The sequence below is a fragment of the Clostridium gallinarum genome, from assembly GCF_014836325.1.
Classification (GTDB): domain Bacteria; phylum Bacillota; class Clostridia; order Clostridiales; family Clostridiaceae; genus Clostridium; species Clostridium gallinarum.
In genome coordinates this window covers 75,982-91,603 of sequence record NZ_JACSQZ010000002.1, presented here as the reverse complement: position 1 = coordinate 91,603, position 15,622 = coordinate 75,982, and the positions used below count along the sequence as shown (strand labels likewise).

Genomic DNA, 15,622 nt, shown 5'->3' with positions numbered 1-15,622 from the left:
ATAACGTTGGAGGGAATATGAAGAAAATTTATATTAATGGAGATATTTATACCATTACTCAAGGGTATGTAAATAGTTTTGTAGAAGAAGATGGTCGCTTTATTTATGTGGGAGATCAAGAAGGGGCTTTGTCTTATCAAGAAGAAGGAAGTGAGATGATTGATTTAGATAAGTGTTTTGTTACAGCGGGATTTAATGATAGTCATATGCACGTATTACATTATGGAAATACTCTCACTTCAGCCAATTTAGCTAATGCAACAAAATCTTTAAAAGAGATATTGGAATGTTTAAAAGAACATATTGAAATTTATAATATTCCAGAAAATAGTTGGGTAAAAGGTTGGGGATGGAATAATGATTATTTTGAAGATGTGCATCGTTTTCCTAAGCGTTATGATTTAGATCAAGTATCAACTAAACATCCGATTGTGATTACACGTGCTTGTGGACATATTTGTGTATGTAATTCAAAAGCTTTAGAAATGTTAGGATTAGATGAAACATTAACATCTGTTGAAGGTGGCGAATTTGAGATTGAAAATAGTAAGTTAAATGGTATATTTAAAGAAAATGCAATAGAACTTATTACTAATGGTATACCTAAGCCTAGTGTTCAAGAAATTAAAATAATGCTTCAGCATGCATTTAGTTCTTTAAATGCTTATGGAATTACATCTGCTCAAACTGATGATTTTCTAGTTTTTGGAGATAAAGATCATGTCTTAGAAGCTTATAAGCAACTAGAAAAAGAAGGGAAAATGACGGTTAAAATCTATGAGCAATCACAAGTTACCAATTTAGAGGATTTAAAAGAATTTATAGATGCGGGGTATAGTACTGGTGTAGGTTCTTCTTATTTTAAAATTGGACCATTAAAATTATTAATAGATGGTTCATTAGGAGCCCGTACAGCCTTGATGAGTGAACCCTATAATGATGATCCAATGGTTAAAGGAATTAAAACATTTGATCAAGATACTTTAAATGAAATGGTGGATTATGCATCAAGTAATAAAATGCAAGTGGCTATCCATGCGATTGGAGATCAGGCCTGTGAAATGGTTTTGGATTCTTATAAATATACATTAGAAAAACATCCTCGTCAAAATCATCGTCATGGTATTGTACACTGTCAAATTACACGTCCTGATCAATTAGAACGTTTTAAACAAATGAAACTTCAAGCTTATATTCAATCAATTTTCTTAGATTATGATATCAAAATCGTAGAAGAGCGTATTGGGAAAAAGAAAAGTGAGAGCAGTTATGCTTTTAAAACGTTATTTGATTATAATCATGCTTCAAATGGGTCAGATTGCCCTGTAGAATTACCAAATGTATTAAATGGAATCCAATGCGCAGTAACTAGAAAAACATTAAATGGGGAAGGTCCATACGTCATAAAGGAAGCTTTAAGTGTGGAAGAAGCACTTGAATCTTATACAATAAACGGAGCCTATGCATCATTTGAAGAAAATGAAAAAGGTTCTATTGAAGTAGGGAAAGTAGCTGATTTTGTATTATTAGATCATAATCCTATGAAACAAGATATTTATAAGATTAAAGATATTCAAGTATTGAAAACCTATGTAGATGGAAAATGTGTTTATTCAAAATAAAAGGGTCAAGCGAATTGATCCTTTTATTTTTATGTTATAGTTAAAATAAGAATATAAAGAATCAATGAAATAATATTAAATACGTTATATTTTATTTTAGTACTTTTGTTAATAAAATAACAAAAATGTTTTTAGTGTGATAATTATCACAGTTTATATTTTTTATAAATGTTAAAATACATTCAGTATAAAGAAATTTCTAAGATTAGAAGTGGAGATGTAAGACATATGAAAAAGATTCAATCAACTTGTAATTTATGTGCATTAGCATGTAATTTAGACTTTCATGTTGAAGGTGGAGAAATAAAAAAAGTTACTCCTACTAAGGATTATCCTATTAATAAGGGTTTTTGTTGTATAAAAGGTTTAAATTTAGATAAGCAACAAACTAAGATTAAAGCAAGAAAGAGTCCGTTATTAAGATCTGAAAATGGAGAAATGAAGGAAATATCTTGGGAAGAAGGAATTAAGATATTCGCTGAAAAAATGACAGCTATCCAAAATAAATATGGAAAAGAAAGTGTTGCATATATCAGTACAGGTCAAATGACTACTGAAGAAATGGCTTTACTAGGTCATGTTGGTAGAAACTATATGGGAATGCATGGAGATGGTAATACAAGATTATGTATGGCAACATCTGTAGTAGCTCACAAGCAAAGCTTTGGATTTGATGCACCTCCATATACATTAAATGATGCTGAACTTTCAGATACAATAATCTTCATTGGAGCAAACCCTGTAATTGCTCATCCAGTTTTCTGGGGAAGAGTAAGAAAAAATAAGGATGCAAAGATAATTACAATAGATCCAAGAAAATCAGAAACAGCATTAAATTCAAATTTATGGATAGATATTAAACCGAAATCTGATTTAACTTTAATGTATACATTAGCAAATATATTAATCGGAAATAATTGGATTGATAAGAAGTATATAGAAGAACATACTGAAGGTTTTGAAGACTTTAAAAATCACGTTTCTAAATTTACTTTAGAGAATGTTGAAGAAGTTACTGGAATTTCTAAAGAAAGAGTTCTTGAGTTAGCAGAAATAATACATAATGGTAAGAGAGTATCTTTCTGGTGGACAATGGGTGTAAACCAAGGATATGAAGCAGTTAGAACAGCTCAATCTATAATTAATTTAGCTTTAATTACTGGAAATATTGGTAGACCAGGGACAGGAGCTAACTCATTAACAGGACAATGTAACGCAATGGGATCAAGAGCATTTAGTAATACTGCTGGACTTTATGGCGGTGGAGATTTTGATAACCCTGTAAGAAGAAAAGCAGTTTCAGAAGCATTAGGTGTTAAAGAGGAAGATCTTATAGATAAACCAACAATACCTTATAACGAAATAATAGAAAGAGCTATTTCAGGAGAGATTAAAGGATTATGGGTAGTTTGCACAAATCCAAGACATTCATTTGCTAATAATGAGGAATTTGTTAAAGCAGCTAAAAACTTAGATTTCTTAGTTGTTCAAGATATATATGAAGACACTGATACAGCTAAACTTTGTGATTTATACTTACCATCTGTTCCAGCAATTAAAAAAGAAGGTGTACTTATAAATACAGAGCGTAGGTTATCAAAGGTTAATCCTGTTATACCTAAGGAAGAAGGAGAACTTTCAGATTACGAAATATTCTTCAAAATTGGTGAAGAGTTAGGTATGGGAAGTTTATTAGATAATTGGAAAACTCCAAGAGATGCTTTTGAATTATTAAAGAAATGTTCAAAGGGAATGCCTTGTGACATTACTGGGGTTACTTATGAAATGTTAGAAGGGGAAAATATGAGTGGTTCAAAGGGTGTTCAATGGCCATTTAAAGAAGGACAAGTTTTAGAAGAAGATGAAAGAAGACTATATGAAGATGGAAACTATTATACACCTTCTAAGAAAGCTAAGATTATATTTGAAGATGTAAGAGAAAATCCAAATAAGACTTCTGCTGAATTCCCTTATATACTTAATAGTGGAAGAGGAACAGTAGGACAATGGCATACTCAAGTTAGATCAAGAGAAATAGAGCATAATAAGATTTATAGCAAAGTATCTTATGTTTTAATGAATCCAGAGTTAGCAAAAGAATTAAATATTGAAGAGAACGAAAGAGTAAAGATAACATCTCAAAATGGAAATAGTAATGAATTTAATGTTGTATATTCAGAAAATGTAAAGAAAGATCAAATATATGCACCTATGCATTATATTGAAACAAATTCACTTACTCCATCAGTTTATGACCCATATTCAAAGGAACCATCATTTAAGACTGTTGCAGTAAATATATCTAAAATGTAGGAGAGTTGATATATGAAAAGAATTAAGATAGATAGATCTAAATGTGTTGGCTGTTTAACATGTACTACAGCATGTATAGTTTCTCATAACTCAGAGGATACAAGAAGTAGAATAACTATAGATAGCAATGGAAAATATGCACCTATCTTTTGTAGACATTGCGATAGACCAGAATGTGTGTACACTTGTATGAGTGGAGCAATGAGTAAGGATAAAAATACTGGATTAGTTACATATGATAAAGAGCGTTGTGCTAGTTGTTATATGTGCATAATGGCATGTCCTTACGGAGTATTAAAGGCAGATAGTAGAACACAAACTGAAATAATGAAATGTGATGGATGTAAAGAGGCAGGCTCTCCGCAATGTGTAGAAAAATGTCCAATGGCAGCTATAACTTTAGAGGAGGTACCTAATTAATGAAATATGTAGTTATAGGAGCATCAGCAGCAGGTATTAGTGGTGTAAAGACTTTAAGAGAGTTAGATAAGGATGCTGAAATAATATTAATTTCAAAAGATACTGAAGTATATTCAAGATGTATTTTACATCATTATATATCTGGACATAGAAATGTTGAAAGATTAGATTTTACACCGAAAAATTTCTTTGAGGAATATAATATAAATTGGATTAAAGGTGTAGAAGTTGTAGGGTTAAAAGATGAAGAAAAATCCTTAGAACTTTCAAATGGTGAAAGCTTAAGTTATGATAAGTTAATGATTTGTAGTGGAGCATCTGCTTTTATACCTCCAGTTGAAGGATTAAGAGAAGGTAAAAATGTAGTTGGTCTTAGAAATTTAGAAGACGCAATTTTAATAAAAGAACAAGCTGCAAAAGTAAAAAATGTAGTTGTATTAGGTGCAGGTCTTGTTGGTATAGACGCAGTAAGTGGACTTATAGATACTGGAGTAAATATTTCTTTAGTAGAAATGGGAGAAAAGGTTCTTCCTATTCAATTAGATAAGTATGCATCTTCAGTATATGAAAAGAAATTTGAATCAAATGGAGTAAATTTAAAATTAGGAGTTAAAGCTGAAAAATTAATTCTAGATGAAGAAAATAATCCAAAAGCTTTATTAATTAATACTGGGGAAGAAATACCTTGCGAGCTTGTAATAGTAGCAACAGGTGTAAGATCTAATATAGGATTCTTAGCAGACAGTAATGTTGAATGTGATAGATTTGGTTTAATAATTGATGAAAAGGGAAAAACTAATATAGAAGATATATATGGAGCTGGTGATGTTACTGGTAGAAATCCAATATGGCCAACAGCTGTAAAGGAAGGTGTAATAGCAGCACATAATATGTTAGGAAAAGAAATGATAATGACAGATTTCTTTGGAAGTAAAAACACAATGAACTTTGTTGGAGTTGCAACTATGTCATTAGGAGATGTTGAACCAAAGGATGAAACTTATAAGGTTGAAACATGTATAGAAGAAGAAAATTATAAAAAGATAATACACAAGGATGGTAAGATATATGGAGCTATAATTCAAGGTGATTTATCTTATACAGGTGTATTAACTCAGTTAATAAAGGAAAAGATAGATATATCAAAGGTTACTAAAAATATTTTTGATATAGACTATGCGGATTTCTTTAATTTAGAAAAGAATTTTGAATTTAGCTATAAATAAATTTTCTGAAATAAATAATTATAATTGTTAAAATATAAAAAAGTATTATAATATAAGTGTAGGAAATATTTAATACAGTATGTATTATTAAGCTAAAGGATAGATAGTATGTCGATAGTAGTAAATATAATTGGAGAAAAATCAAATGTAGGTAAAACTATTGTTATGGAAGGTGTAATTAAAGAACTTAAAAAAAGAGGTCTTAGTATTGCAACAATTAAACATGACGTACATGGATTTGATATTGATAAAGAGGGAAAAGATACTTATAGACATAGAAAAGCTGGTTCTGAAACTGTTATAATATCTTCAAATGAAAGAATGGCTTTGATTAAAGAAGTAAAAGAAGAAATACCTTTGATAGAACTTATTAATTTAGCTAAAGATAAAGATGTAATTTTAGTTGAGGGTTATAAAAATAGTAACTTAAGAAAACTTGAAATATACAGAAAAAATTTTAGTGAAAAAATAATTTCTTCTAAAGAAAATTTAATTGCTATAGTTAGTGATGAAGATTTATTTTTTGAAGATGTTACAGTTATAAAAAAGAACAATTTTAAAGAAATTGTAGATTTAATTTTAAAAGAAGATGAATATAAAATTTAATAATGATCAATAAAATTTTCTGGAGTATAAGTGTCCTAAGGTTAAGCTATGGCACTTATACCTGAATTTTAAATTCACAGGGTATATATCTGAAAAGATAATATCTCCACGTTCTGGGAAGGAAAATAAGTTGATTTAAATATAGTTTAAGTTATAAAGTTCTTAGACTTATTTAATGCTATGTATAGCAATTAATATATTTAAATTTAAGCTTATTATTACCAATGTGTTAATAATAAGCTTTTTTTCTTAGGAGGAAATTATGAGATCCTTTATTTCTTTAGATGAAGCTATTAGTATTTTAAATGAAAAAGTAATATCTTTAGGTGTTGAGGAAGTAGACTTATTAAAGGGACTTAATAGGGTTACAAGTGAAATTGTATATTCTAAAATTAATAACCCTCCTTTTAATAAATCTGCTATGGATGGATATGCAATAAGAGCAGAAGATGGATTTATTGACAATAAAATAAAGGTAATAGATAAAGTCTTTGCAGGTGGAATTAGTAATAAGGTTGTTAGTGAAAATACTGCAATAAAAATTATGACAGGTGCACCAATACCAGAAGGTGCAAATGCAGTTATAAAACAAGAAGATGTAATTAAAGATGATAATAATATAATTATAAGAAAAGAAGTTAAAAAAAATGAAAATGTTTGTATTATGGGAGAAGATATTTCTGTAGGGGATTTACTTATAAGTGCTAATAAAAAATTAGATTATGCTGATATAGGTATTTTAGCTAGCTCTGGCATTAACAGGGTAAAAGTATTTAAGAAACCTAAAATAGGCTTTATAAGCACTGGCGATGAAGTTATGGACGTAGGAATTGAGTTAAGAGATGGGAAAATATATAACAGTAATAAATATTCAATAATTTCAAGACTTTTAGAACTAGGTTATGAAGTAAGTGAAATTCATCATATAAATGATGATTATAATGAAATTGGTAAATTCATAGAAGATATTTCAAAGGATTTAGATTTAATAATTACAACTGGAGGAGTATCAGTTGGAGAAAAAGATTTATTAAAAGAAGCAATTAATGTAACGAATGGAGAAAAGTTTTTTTGGAAAATTACAATTAAACCTGGATCAGCAGTTTTATTTAGTAAGGTGAATAATTGTATAATAATAAGTCTATCAGGAAATCCTACAGCAGCACTTACTACCTTTGAATTACTAGCTAAGACTTCTCTTGAAAAACTTTCTGGTTTAGGCGAAATAAAAATAAATAGAGAAGAAGCAATATTAGCAGAAGGTACTATAAAAAAAGGTTTTAAACATAGATTTTTAAGAGGACATTATAAAATAGAAAATTTAAAACAATATGTCTATGTAACACAAAAAAAATCTGGAAATGGAATACTTAGTTCAGCAATAAATTCTAATTGTATAATTGAGGTTAATGCAAATGATGAAGAAAAACTTGCAGGAGATATAGTTAACATTATAAAACTTTAGGAGAGTAGTATGATAGATAAAACATTAGCTATTTTAGCAGGTGGTAAAAGTAGTAGAATGAATTATAATAATAAAGCTTTATTATTATATAAAGAAAAAACTTTTATTGAAAATATAATAAATGCAGGAAATAGCTTTATTGAGAAGATAATAATTGCTAATAATATAGATGAATATAATAAATTTAATTTTAAAATATATAAAGATATTTTTTTAGATAAAGGCCCCCTTGGTGGGATACATTCGGCGCTTAAGAATGCAATAAGTGATAAAGTCCTTTGTATAGCATGTGATATGCCATTAATATCTAGTGAAACTTTAAATATTATTGGAAGTATCAAAGATGATTATGAGGTATTAATACCTAGAATTAATGGTAGATTACAACCGATGTGTGCTATTTATTCTAAAAGCTTAATACCAAAAATTGAAAAAGCATTGATTAATGGGGAGTATAAGCTACAAAAATTTATATTAACTACTAATTATAAAATTATAGATAATAATTATTATAGTAATCTAAAAGAAGATTATTTTTCAAATATAAACACTAGAAAAGAATATGAAATGTTGGAGGAAATCTAATGTATACTGTGGGAATAATTACGAGTAGTGATAAGGGTTATGCAGGAGAAAGAGAAGATAAAAGTGGAGCTGTTGTAAAAAGAATATTAGAAGAAGCAGGTTTTGAAGTTAAAAGACAAGTAATATTACCAGATGAAAAAGAAATGCTAAAAAAAGAATTTATTTATATGAGCGATGAGTTAAATTTAAACTTAGTATTAAGTACTGGTGGAACAGGATTTTCAAAGAGAGATATAACTCCAGAAGCTACTAAGGAAGTAATTGAAAGAGAAACACCGGGAATATGTGAAGCTATAAGAATGCTTAGTATGCAAATTACAAAAAGAGCAATGTTATCTAGAGCTGTATCTGGAATAAGAGGAAATACTTTAATAGTTAACTTGCCAGGAAGTCCTAAGGCTTGTGAAGAAGCTTTAGATTTTGTATTAGGTGAATTAAATCATGGTATAGGTATTTTATTAGGTGAACAAAAGGAATGTGCAAGAAAATAATAAGGTTTAGGAGATGTTATATATGAAAATGATAAGTGTTTATGATTCAGTAGGAAGTATTTTATCTCATGATGTTACTCAAATAATTCCTGGAGAATTTAAAGGTAGATTATTTAAAAAAGGGCATATAATTAAAGAGGAAGATATAGAGAAGTTGTTATCAATAGGAAAAGAACATATTTATGTATGGGAGCCAGAGGAAGGGCAATTACATGAAAATGATGCAGCTATTAGATTAGCTAATTTAGTTCTTGGAGAAGGAGTAGCTAAATCGGAAGAAATTAAAGAAGGAAAAGTAGATTTCTTTGCAGATAGAGATGGAGTTTTAAAAATAGATAAAGAAGAATTATTAAAATTAAATACTTTAGGTGAGATTATAGTTTCTACATTACATAATAATACACCTATAAGAAAAGGGGAAAAAATAGGAGCTACAAGAGTTATTCCATTAATAATAGAAGAAGAAAAAATTATTAAAGCAGAAGAACTTATAAAGAATAAGATTATATATGTTGAAGAAATTAAACCTAAAAAATGCTTATTGATTACTACAGGAAATGAAGTATATAGCGGAAGAATTAAAGATGCATTCTTACCTGTAATTAAATCTAAGCTTGCTTACTATGGTAGTGAAGTTATTAGACAAGTAATTTTACCAGATTCAAAAGAAAGAATAATTGAAGAAATACAAAAAGGATTTGCTGAAAATGTAGATATGATAATTTGTACAGGGGGAATGTCTGTTGATCCAGATGATGTAACACCAACTGCAATTAAAGAGTGTGGTGGAGAATTAGTTACTTATGGATCTCCAATTTTACCAGGAGCTATGTTTTTACTAGCATATTATAATGATATTCCAATACTTGGAGTTCCAAGTTGCGCTATGTATTCTAAAAGAACAGTATTAGACTTAGTCTTACCTAGAGTTTTAGCAGATGAAAGATTAAGTTTAAATGATATAGCAGCTTATGGACATGGAGGCTTATGTTTAGATTGTAAGGTTTGTACATTCCCTCATTGTTCTTTTGGAAAGTAGGAGGTATTATGGATAATAAATTAACTCATTTTGATAATAGTGGAAATGCAAGAATGGTAGATGTTTCTGAAAAAAATAAAACAGAGAGAGTTGCTATTGCAGTTTCTAAAATTAAAGTAAGTAAAGAAACATTAGAACTTATAAAGCTTGGTAAGATAGGTAAGGGAGATGTTTTAGGAGTAGCAAGGGTTGCTGGAATAATGGCAAGCAAACAAACCTCTAATCTTATTCCTATGTGCCATCCTCTAATGATTTCTAGTTGTAATATAGACTTTGATATAAATGATGAAGAAAATTCTATAGGTATTAAAGCCACTGTTAAAATAGTAGATAAAACCGGAGTTGAAATGGAAGCTTTAACAGCAGCCACTATAGCAGCTTTAACAATTTATGATATGTGTAAAGCTGTAGATAAGAGAATGGTAATTGAGGGTACACATTTACTTAAAAAAACAGGAGGTAAGAGTGGAGAGTTTAACTTTCATGAAAAAACTCTATAAATAATATGAAGGATAAATATGGAAGAGAAATAGATTATTTAAGAATTTCCCTAACGGATAGATGTAACTTAAGATGTATATATTGTATGGAAGAAGATAATAATGAGTTCTTTGAAGAGGAAGATAAACTAACAAAGGATGAAATCTTAAAAATAGTTTCTGTATCTGCAAAGCTTGGAGTGAAAAAAATAAGATTAACTGGAGGAGAACCTTTAGTTAGAAAAGATATTATAGAATTAATGGATGAAATAAATAATATAGAGGGAATAGAAGGAATTTATTTAACTACAAATGGAATATTATTATCAGAAAAAGTAGAAGCTTTAAAAAAAGCAGGTTTAAAGGGTGTAAATATTAGTTTAGATTCCTTAAAAGAAAAAATGTTTCATGATTTAACTAGATTAGGAGATTTAAAAAAGGTTTTATCAGCTATAGAAAAGTGTTTAGAACTTGGAATAAAAGTTAAATTGAATACAGTTATGATAAAAAGCAAAAATGATGATGAAATATTAGATTTTGTAAATCTTACTATTAAAAAGAATTTAGATGTTAGGTTTATTGAACTTATGCCAATAGGTGTTGGAGGTAAGTTTGAAGGAGTAAGCAATGAAGATATATTAAATCTAATAAGAAATAATTATAAAAATATAGAAGAAGTAAATAGAAGCAAGGATGGTGGACCAGCATCTTATGTAAAGCTTGAAAATGCAAAAGGAAAAATAGGTTTTATAAGTGCAATCAGTAATTGTTTTTGTGAAGATTGTAATAGAATTAGACTTACTTCAGAAGGTTTCTTAAAGCAATGTTTGCATTTTAATTATGGTATTGATTTAAGAAAGCTACTTAGAGGTGGAGCATCAGAAAATGATATTTTAAATGTTATTAAAGACAATATTTATAATAAACCAGAAAAACATTTGTTTATGAAGAAGAGTAATGACAAAGAATTAAAGTTTATGAATCAAATTGGAGGATAAATATATGTGTAAGGTATTAGCAGTATGTACAAGTAAACATAAGGGGACTTTAAAAGTAGAAGTTGATGAGGCGAATTTTATTGAAGAGTTTGGAATTGAAGGCGATGCTCATGCAGGAAAATGGCATAGACAAGTTAGTTTATTAGCCTTTGAAAAAATAGATGAATTTAGAAAAAAAGGTGGAGACGTTGATTTTGGAGCCTTTGGTGAAAATTTAGTTATAGAAGGAATTGAATTAAATAAGTTACCAGTAGGTCAAAGATTAGAAGTTGGAGAAACTTTATTAGAAGTTACTCAAATAGGTAAGGAATGTCATGATAAATGTGCAATTTATTATCAAGTTGGAGAATGTATAATGCCTAAAAATGGTATATTTACTAGAGTTTTAAGAGGCGGAAAAGTAAAAGTTGGAGATAAATGTACTTTACTAGACAGTGAGAAAAAAGTATTTACATTATAGAATATAAAAAGAATGCTAGAGATACTAAAAAGTATTTCTAGCATTTTTTATTTATTACAAAGTATAAAATAATTAATTAGGATTAACTATACATATTATAAGTATTTATCAAAATAAATGAATATAGTAAGCAAATACTAGTAATACTAATTATAAAAACCATAAGAAATTAAAGGAGAAAAATTATGAAGGTTGTAAGGTCTACTTGTAATTACTGTTCTATAGCGTGTAACTTTGATTTTCACGTTAATGAAAATGGATTTATTGAAAGGGTTAAACCAGCAGAAGATTATCCGATTAATAAAGGATTTTGTTGTGTAAAAGGACTAAATTTAGATAAACAAAATACAATATATGAAAATCCGGTATTACCATTGCTTAGAAATGAGCAAGGAAATTTAGAACATATATCTTGGGATGAGGCTTTTAATATTTTTGCAGAAAGAGTAAAAAGTATTCAAGATGAGCATGGAAAAGAAAGTTTTGCTTTTTTAAGTACTGGTCAGCTTTTAAGTGAAGAAATGGCATTGGCAGGTCATATAGGAAGAACTTTTTTAGGCGGAAATGGAGATGGTAATACAAGACTATGCATGGCTACAGCAGTAGTAGCCTATAAACAAAGTTTTGGATTTGATGCGCCACCTTATACCTTAGAGGATTTAGAACATTCAGATGTAATGATTTTTATTGGATGTAATCCTATAGTTGCTCATCCAATACTATGGAGTAGAATTGCAAAAAATAAAAATAAGGATAAAAAAGTAATAGTAATAGATCCAAGAAAAAGTGAATCTGCTACAAAAGCTGATATGTGGATAGATGTTAATCCGAAGTCTGATATAAGATTATTATATACTTTATCAAATATACTAATTCAAAAAGGATGGATTGATGAAGAGTTCATTAAAAATAGTACAGAAGATTTTGAAGGATTTAAAAATCATGTTAAACAATACGATGTTAATGATGTAGAAGAATATACAGGAATATCAAAGGGAAAAGTATTAGAACTTGCAGAAATAATACATAAAGGTGAAAAAGTTTCTTTTTGGTGGACTATGGGAGTAAATCAAGGATTTCAAGCTGTAAGAACAGCACAAGCCATAATTAATTTGGCTTTAATGACAGGTAATATAGGAAAACCTGGAACTGGACCTAATTCTATAACTGGTCAATGTAATGCAATGGGATCTAGATTATTTAGTAATACAACTGGCTTATATGGTGGTGGTGAGTATAGTGATGAAAAAAGAAGGAAAGCAGTAGCTGAAATTTTAGAAATAGATGAAAGTCTATTACCTAAAAAGCCTACTATACCATATAACGAAATAGTTGATGGAATAAATAAAGGTGAAATTAAAGCTTTATGGGTTTTAGCAACTAATCCTTTAGTGTCTTGGATTAATGATTTAGAATTTAAAGAAGCTGCTAAAAAGCTTGAATTTTTAGCTGTTCAAGATATATATAGTGATACTGAAACAGCAAGATATGCTCATTTAATACTTCCTTCAACAAGTGGCTTAAAAAAGCAAGGACTTATAATTAATACTGAAAGAAGATTATCTAAGGTTCAGCCTGTATTGGAAAAGAAAAAAGATGAATTAAGTGATTATGATATTATGCTTGGGATAGGAAAAGCTTTAGGTATGGGTAAAATGTTAGATAAATGGAAGACCCCTAAAGACGCTTTTGAAATATTAAAAAAATGTTCTAAAGGAATGCCTTGTGATATTACAGGTGTTGATTATGATGCTTTAAATGGATCTAAGGGAGTACAATGGCCATGTAAAGAAGGTACAAAAATTGAAGGAGAGCAAAGAAGATTGTTTGAAGATGGAAAATTCTATACTCCGAATAAAAAGGCTAAATTTATATATGAAGATATTATGAAACCACCATATGAAGTAGATGAGGAGTATCCATATATTTTAAATACTGGTAGAGCTACTGTAGGTCAATGGCATACTCAAACTAGAACAAGGGAAATACCAGATGTTGAAGCTATAATTGTTAAGGAAGGCTATATAAATTTAAATACTGATTTAGCAGAAGAACTTGATATAAAAGAAAATGATTTAGTTAAGGTGACTTCTCCTAATGGAATTAGTAATAGTTTCTTAGTTAAACTAAGCAGAGCAGTTAAGAAGAATCATATTTATGCACCTATGCATTATATTGAGGCAAATTCAATATTACCTTCTATTTTTGATACATATTCTAAGGAACCAAATTATAAGTATGCTCCAGTTAAAATAGAAAAGATAAAAGGTGACGATTATGAAGAGAATTAAAATTAATAGAAAAAAATGTATTGGTTGTTTAACTTGTACTACAGCTTGTAAAGTTTCACATGGATGTAGGGATACAAGAGGAAGAATTGTAATTAATAGTGAAGGGAGATATTCTCCAATATATTGTAGACATTGCACAAGACCTGAATGTGTATATGCTTGCCCAACTGGTGCAATGAGAAGGGATGATGAAACAGGATATGTTATTTATGATAAAAGTAGGTGTGCAACTTGTTATATGTGTATAATGGCATGTCCATATGGAGTTTTAAAAATGGATTATCAAACAAATAGAGAAGTAATGAAATGTGATATGTGTTTATCTACGGAAAGTAAATATCCTCAATGTGTAGATAAATGTCCTATGGGAGCATTAACATTAGAGGAGGTAGAAGGATAATGAAATATGTAATTGTAGGAGCATCAGCTTCAGGAATTAATGCGGCAAGAGCTATTAGACAATTTAATAAGGAATGTGAAATAATATTGATATCAAAAGATACATATGTTTATTCAAGATGTATATTACATCATTTTTTAGATGGTCGAAGAGATATAGAAGATTTAGATTTTACACCAGATAATTTCTTTGAAATGTATAAAATAGAATGGATTAAAGGTAGAGAAGTAATTTCTATAGATATAAAAGAAAAAAGCTTAACTTTAGATAATGGTCAAAATATAAATTATGATAAAGTTTTACTTGCAACAGGATCATCATCATTCTTACCTCCAATAGAAAATTTAAGAAGTGCTAATAATGTTATTGGACTTAGAAATTTAGATGATGTAATAAAAATTAAGGAAATGGCAAAAAAGGTTAAGAATATAGCTATACTTGGCGCAGGACTTGTTGGAGTAGATGCTTTAGCAGGATTATTACATTATGATGTCAATATAACTTTAATAGAAATGGGAGATAGATTACTTCCTTTGCAACTAGATAAATATGCAGCTAGTGCATATGAAGAAAGGTTAATAAAAGAAGGAGTAAATTTGAAATTTGGAGTAAGAGCAGAAAAAGTAATAGTTGATAATGATAATAATCCTACTGCAATAAAATTAAATACTGGTGAAGAAATTCCTTGTGAATTTATTATTGCATGTGCAGGAGTAAGAGCTAATGTTGGCTTTTTAAAGGATAGTGGTATAGAATGCGATAAATTCGGACTAATAATAAATGAAAAGGGAGAAACAAATGTTAAAGATGTGTATGGTGCAGGAGATATAACAGGAAGAAATCCAATATGGCCTACAGCAGTAAAAGAAGGAATAATAGCAGCTAATAATATGGTAGGTAAAGAAACATACATGGAAGATTTTTTTGGAAGTAAAAATACAATGAATTTTTGTGGATTAGCAACTATGTCTCTTGGTGTAGTTGTGAAGCCTGATGATACATATGAAGAAGTCATAGATATTGATGGTAAAGATTATAAAAAGATAATTTATAAAGATGGAGAAATTTATGGTGCTATAATTCAAGGTGACTTATCCTATGTAGGAGTATTAACTCAGTTAATTAAAGAAAAAATAAATGTTAATAGAGTTAAAAAGCCACTATTTGATATAGATTATTCTGATTTCTTTAATGAAACTAGAGATTTACAATTTGTTTATTAATAAA

The 15,622-nt window shown here is 28.9% G+C and carries 15 protein-coding genes and 1 riboswitch; all 15 genes read left to right on the top strand.

Annotation, left to right across the window (positions count from 1 at the left end; all coding sequences use genetic code 11):
* Nucleotides 1-17: 17 nt before the first annotated feature.
* On the top strand, nucleotides 18-1,622 hold the full coding sequence (locus H9660_RS01000) for an amidohydrolase (protein WP_191747622.1): 1,605 nt from the start codon (nucleotides 18-20) through the stop codon (nucleotides 1,620-1,622).
* Nucleotides 1,623-1,850: 228 nt separating this feature from the next.
* A complete protein-coding gene (locus tag H9660_RS00995; RefSeq protein WP_191747667.1) occupies nucleotides 1,851-3,935 on the top strand; it encodes a molybdopterin oxidoreductase family protein in 2,085 nt (694 codons plus the stop codon).
* 12 nt (nucleotides 3,936-3,947) lie between these two features.
* The gene (locus tag H9660_RS00990) at nucleotides 3,948-4,355 is read left to right on the top strand and encodes a 4Fe-4S dicluster domain-containing protein (protein ID WP_191747620.1); all 408 of its coding nucleotides are present in this window, start codon (nucleotides 3,948-3,950) and stop codon (nucleotides 4,353-4,355) included.
* On the top strand, nucleotides 4,355-5,581 hold the full coding sequence (locus H9660_RS00985; RefSeq protein ID WP_191747618.1) for an NAD(P)/FAD-dependent oxidoreductase: 1,227 nt from the start codon (nucleotides 4,355-4,357) through the stop codon (nucleotides 5,579-5,581). Before H9660_RS00990 ends, H9660_RS00985 begins: the two co-directional genes overlap by 1 nt.
* Nucleotides 5,582-5,689: 108 nt before the next feature.
* Nucleotides 5,690-6,187, top strand: coding sequence for a molybdopterin-guanine dinucleotide biosynthesis protein B (mobB, locus tag H9660_RS00980; protein WP_191747616.1), 498 nt, complete (start codon nucleotides 5,690-5,692; stop codon nucleotides 6,185-6,187).
* 4 nt (nucleotides 6,188-6,191) lie between these two features.
* Nucleotides 6,192-6,327, top strand: a riboswitch (molybdenum cofactor riboswitch).
* Nucleotides 6,328-6,449: 122 nt separating this feature from the next.
* On the top strand, nucleotides 6,450-7,652 hold the full coding sequence (locus H9660_RS00975; RefSeq protein ID WP_191747614.1) for a molybdopterin molybdotransferase MoeA: 1,203 nt from the start codon (nucleotides 6,450-6,452) through the stop codon (nucleotides 7,650-7,652).
* Nucleotides 7,653-7,661: 9 nt separating this feature from the next.
* Nucleotides 7,662-8,237 carry a molybdenum cofactor guanylyltransferase gene (locus tag H9660_RS00970; RefSeq protein ID WP_191747612.1) on the top strand — a complete coding sequence of 192 codons (576 nt, stop codon included), beginning with the start codon at nucleotides 7,662-7,664 and terminating at the stop codon, nucleotides 8,235-8,237.
* Nucleotides 8,237-8,728, top strand: coding sequence for a MogA/MoaB family molybdenum cofactor biosynthesis protein (locus tag H9660_RS00965; RefSeq protein WP_191747609.1), 492 nt, complete (start codon nucleotides 8,237-8,239; stop codon nucleotides 8,726-8,728). Before H9660_RS00970 ends, H9660_RS00965 begins: the two co-directional genes overlap by 1 nt.
* Nucleotides 8,729-8,750: 22 nt before the next feature.
* The gene (locus H9660_RS00960) at nucleotides 8,751-9,767 is read left to right on the top strand and encodes a molybdopterin-binding protein (RefSeq protein ID WP_191747607.1); all 1,017 of its coding nucleotides are present in this window, start codon (nucleotides 8,751-8,753) and stop codon (nucleotides 9,765-9,767) included.
* An 8-nt stretch (nucleotides 9,768-9,775) separates the two neighbouring features.
* Entirely contained in the window at nucleotides 9,776-10,267 is a 492-nt protein-coding gene (gene moaC / locus H9660_RS00955; RefSeq protein ID WP_191747605.1) for a cyclic pyranopterin monophosphate synthase MoaC, read from the top strand.
* Nucleotides 10,268-10,272: 5 nt separating this feature from the next.
* On the top strand, nucleotides 10,273-11,244 hold the full coding sequence (moaA, locus tag H9660_RS00950) for a GTP 3',8-cyclase MoaA (RefSeq protein WP_191747603.1): 972 nt from the start codon (nucleotides 10,273-10,275) through the stop codon (nucleotides 11,242-11,244).
* Nucleotides 11,245-11,248: 4 nt separating this feature from the next.
* Nucleotides 11,249-11,704 carry an MOSC domain-containing protein gene (locus H9660_RS00945; protein WP_191747601.1) on the top strand — a complete coding sequence of 152 codons (456 nt, stop codon included), beginning with the start codon at nucleotides 11,249-11,251 and terminating at the stop codon, nucleotides 11,702-11,704.
* 185 nt (nucleotides 11,705-11,889) lie between these two features.
* Entirely contained in the window at nucleotides 11,890-13,995 is a 2,106-nt protein-coding gene (locus H9660_RS00940) for a molybdopterin oxidoreductase family protein (protein WP_191747594.1), read from the top strand.
* Nucleotides 13,982-14,395 carry a 4Fe-4S dicluster domain-containing protein gene (locus H9660_RS00935; protein WP_191747592.1) on the top strand — a complete coding sequence of 138 codons (414 nt, stop codon included), beginning with the start codon at nucleotides 13,982-13,984 and terminating at the stop codon, nucleotides 14,393-14,395. Before H9660_RS00940 ends, H9660_RS00935 begins: the two co-directional genes overlap by 14 nt.
* The gene (locus tag H9660_RS00930) at nucleotides 14,395-15,618 is read left to right on the top strand and encodes an NAD(P)/FAD-dependent oxidoreductase (protein ID WP_191747590.1); all 1,224 of its coding nucleotides are present in this window, start codon (nucleotides 14,395-14,397) and stop codon (nucleotides 15,616-15,618) included. Before H9660_RS00935 ends, H9660_RS00930 begins: the two co-directional genes overlap by 1 nt.
* Nucleotides 15,619-15,622 lie beyond the last annotated feature (4 nt).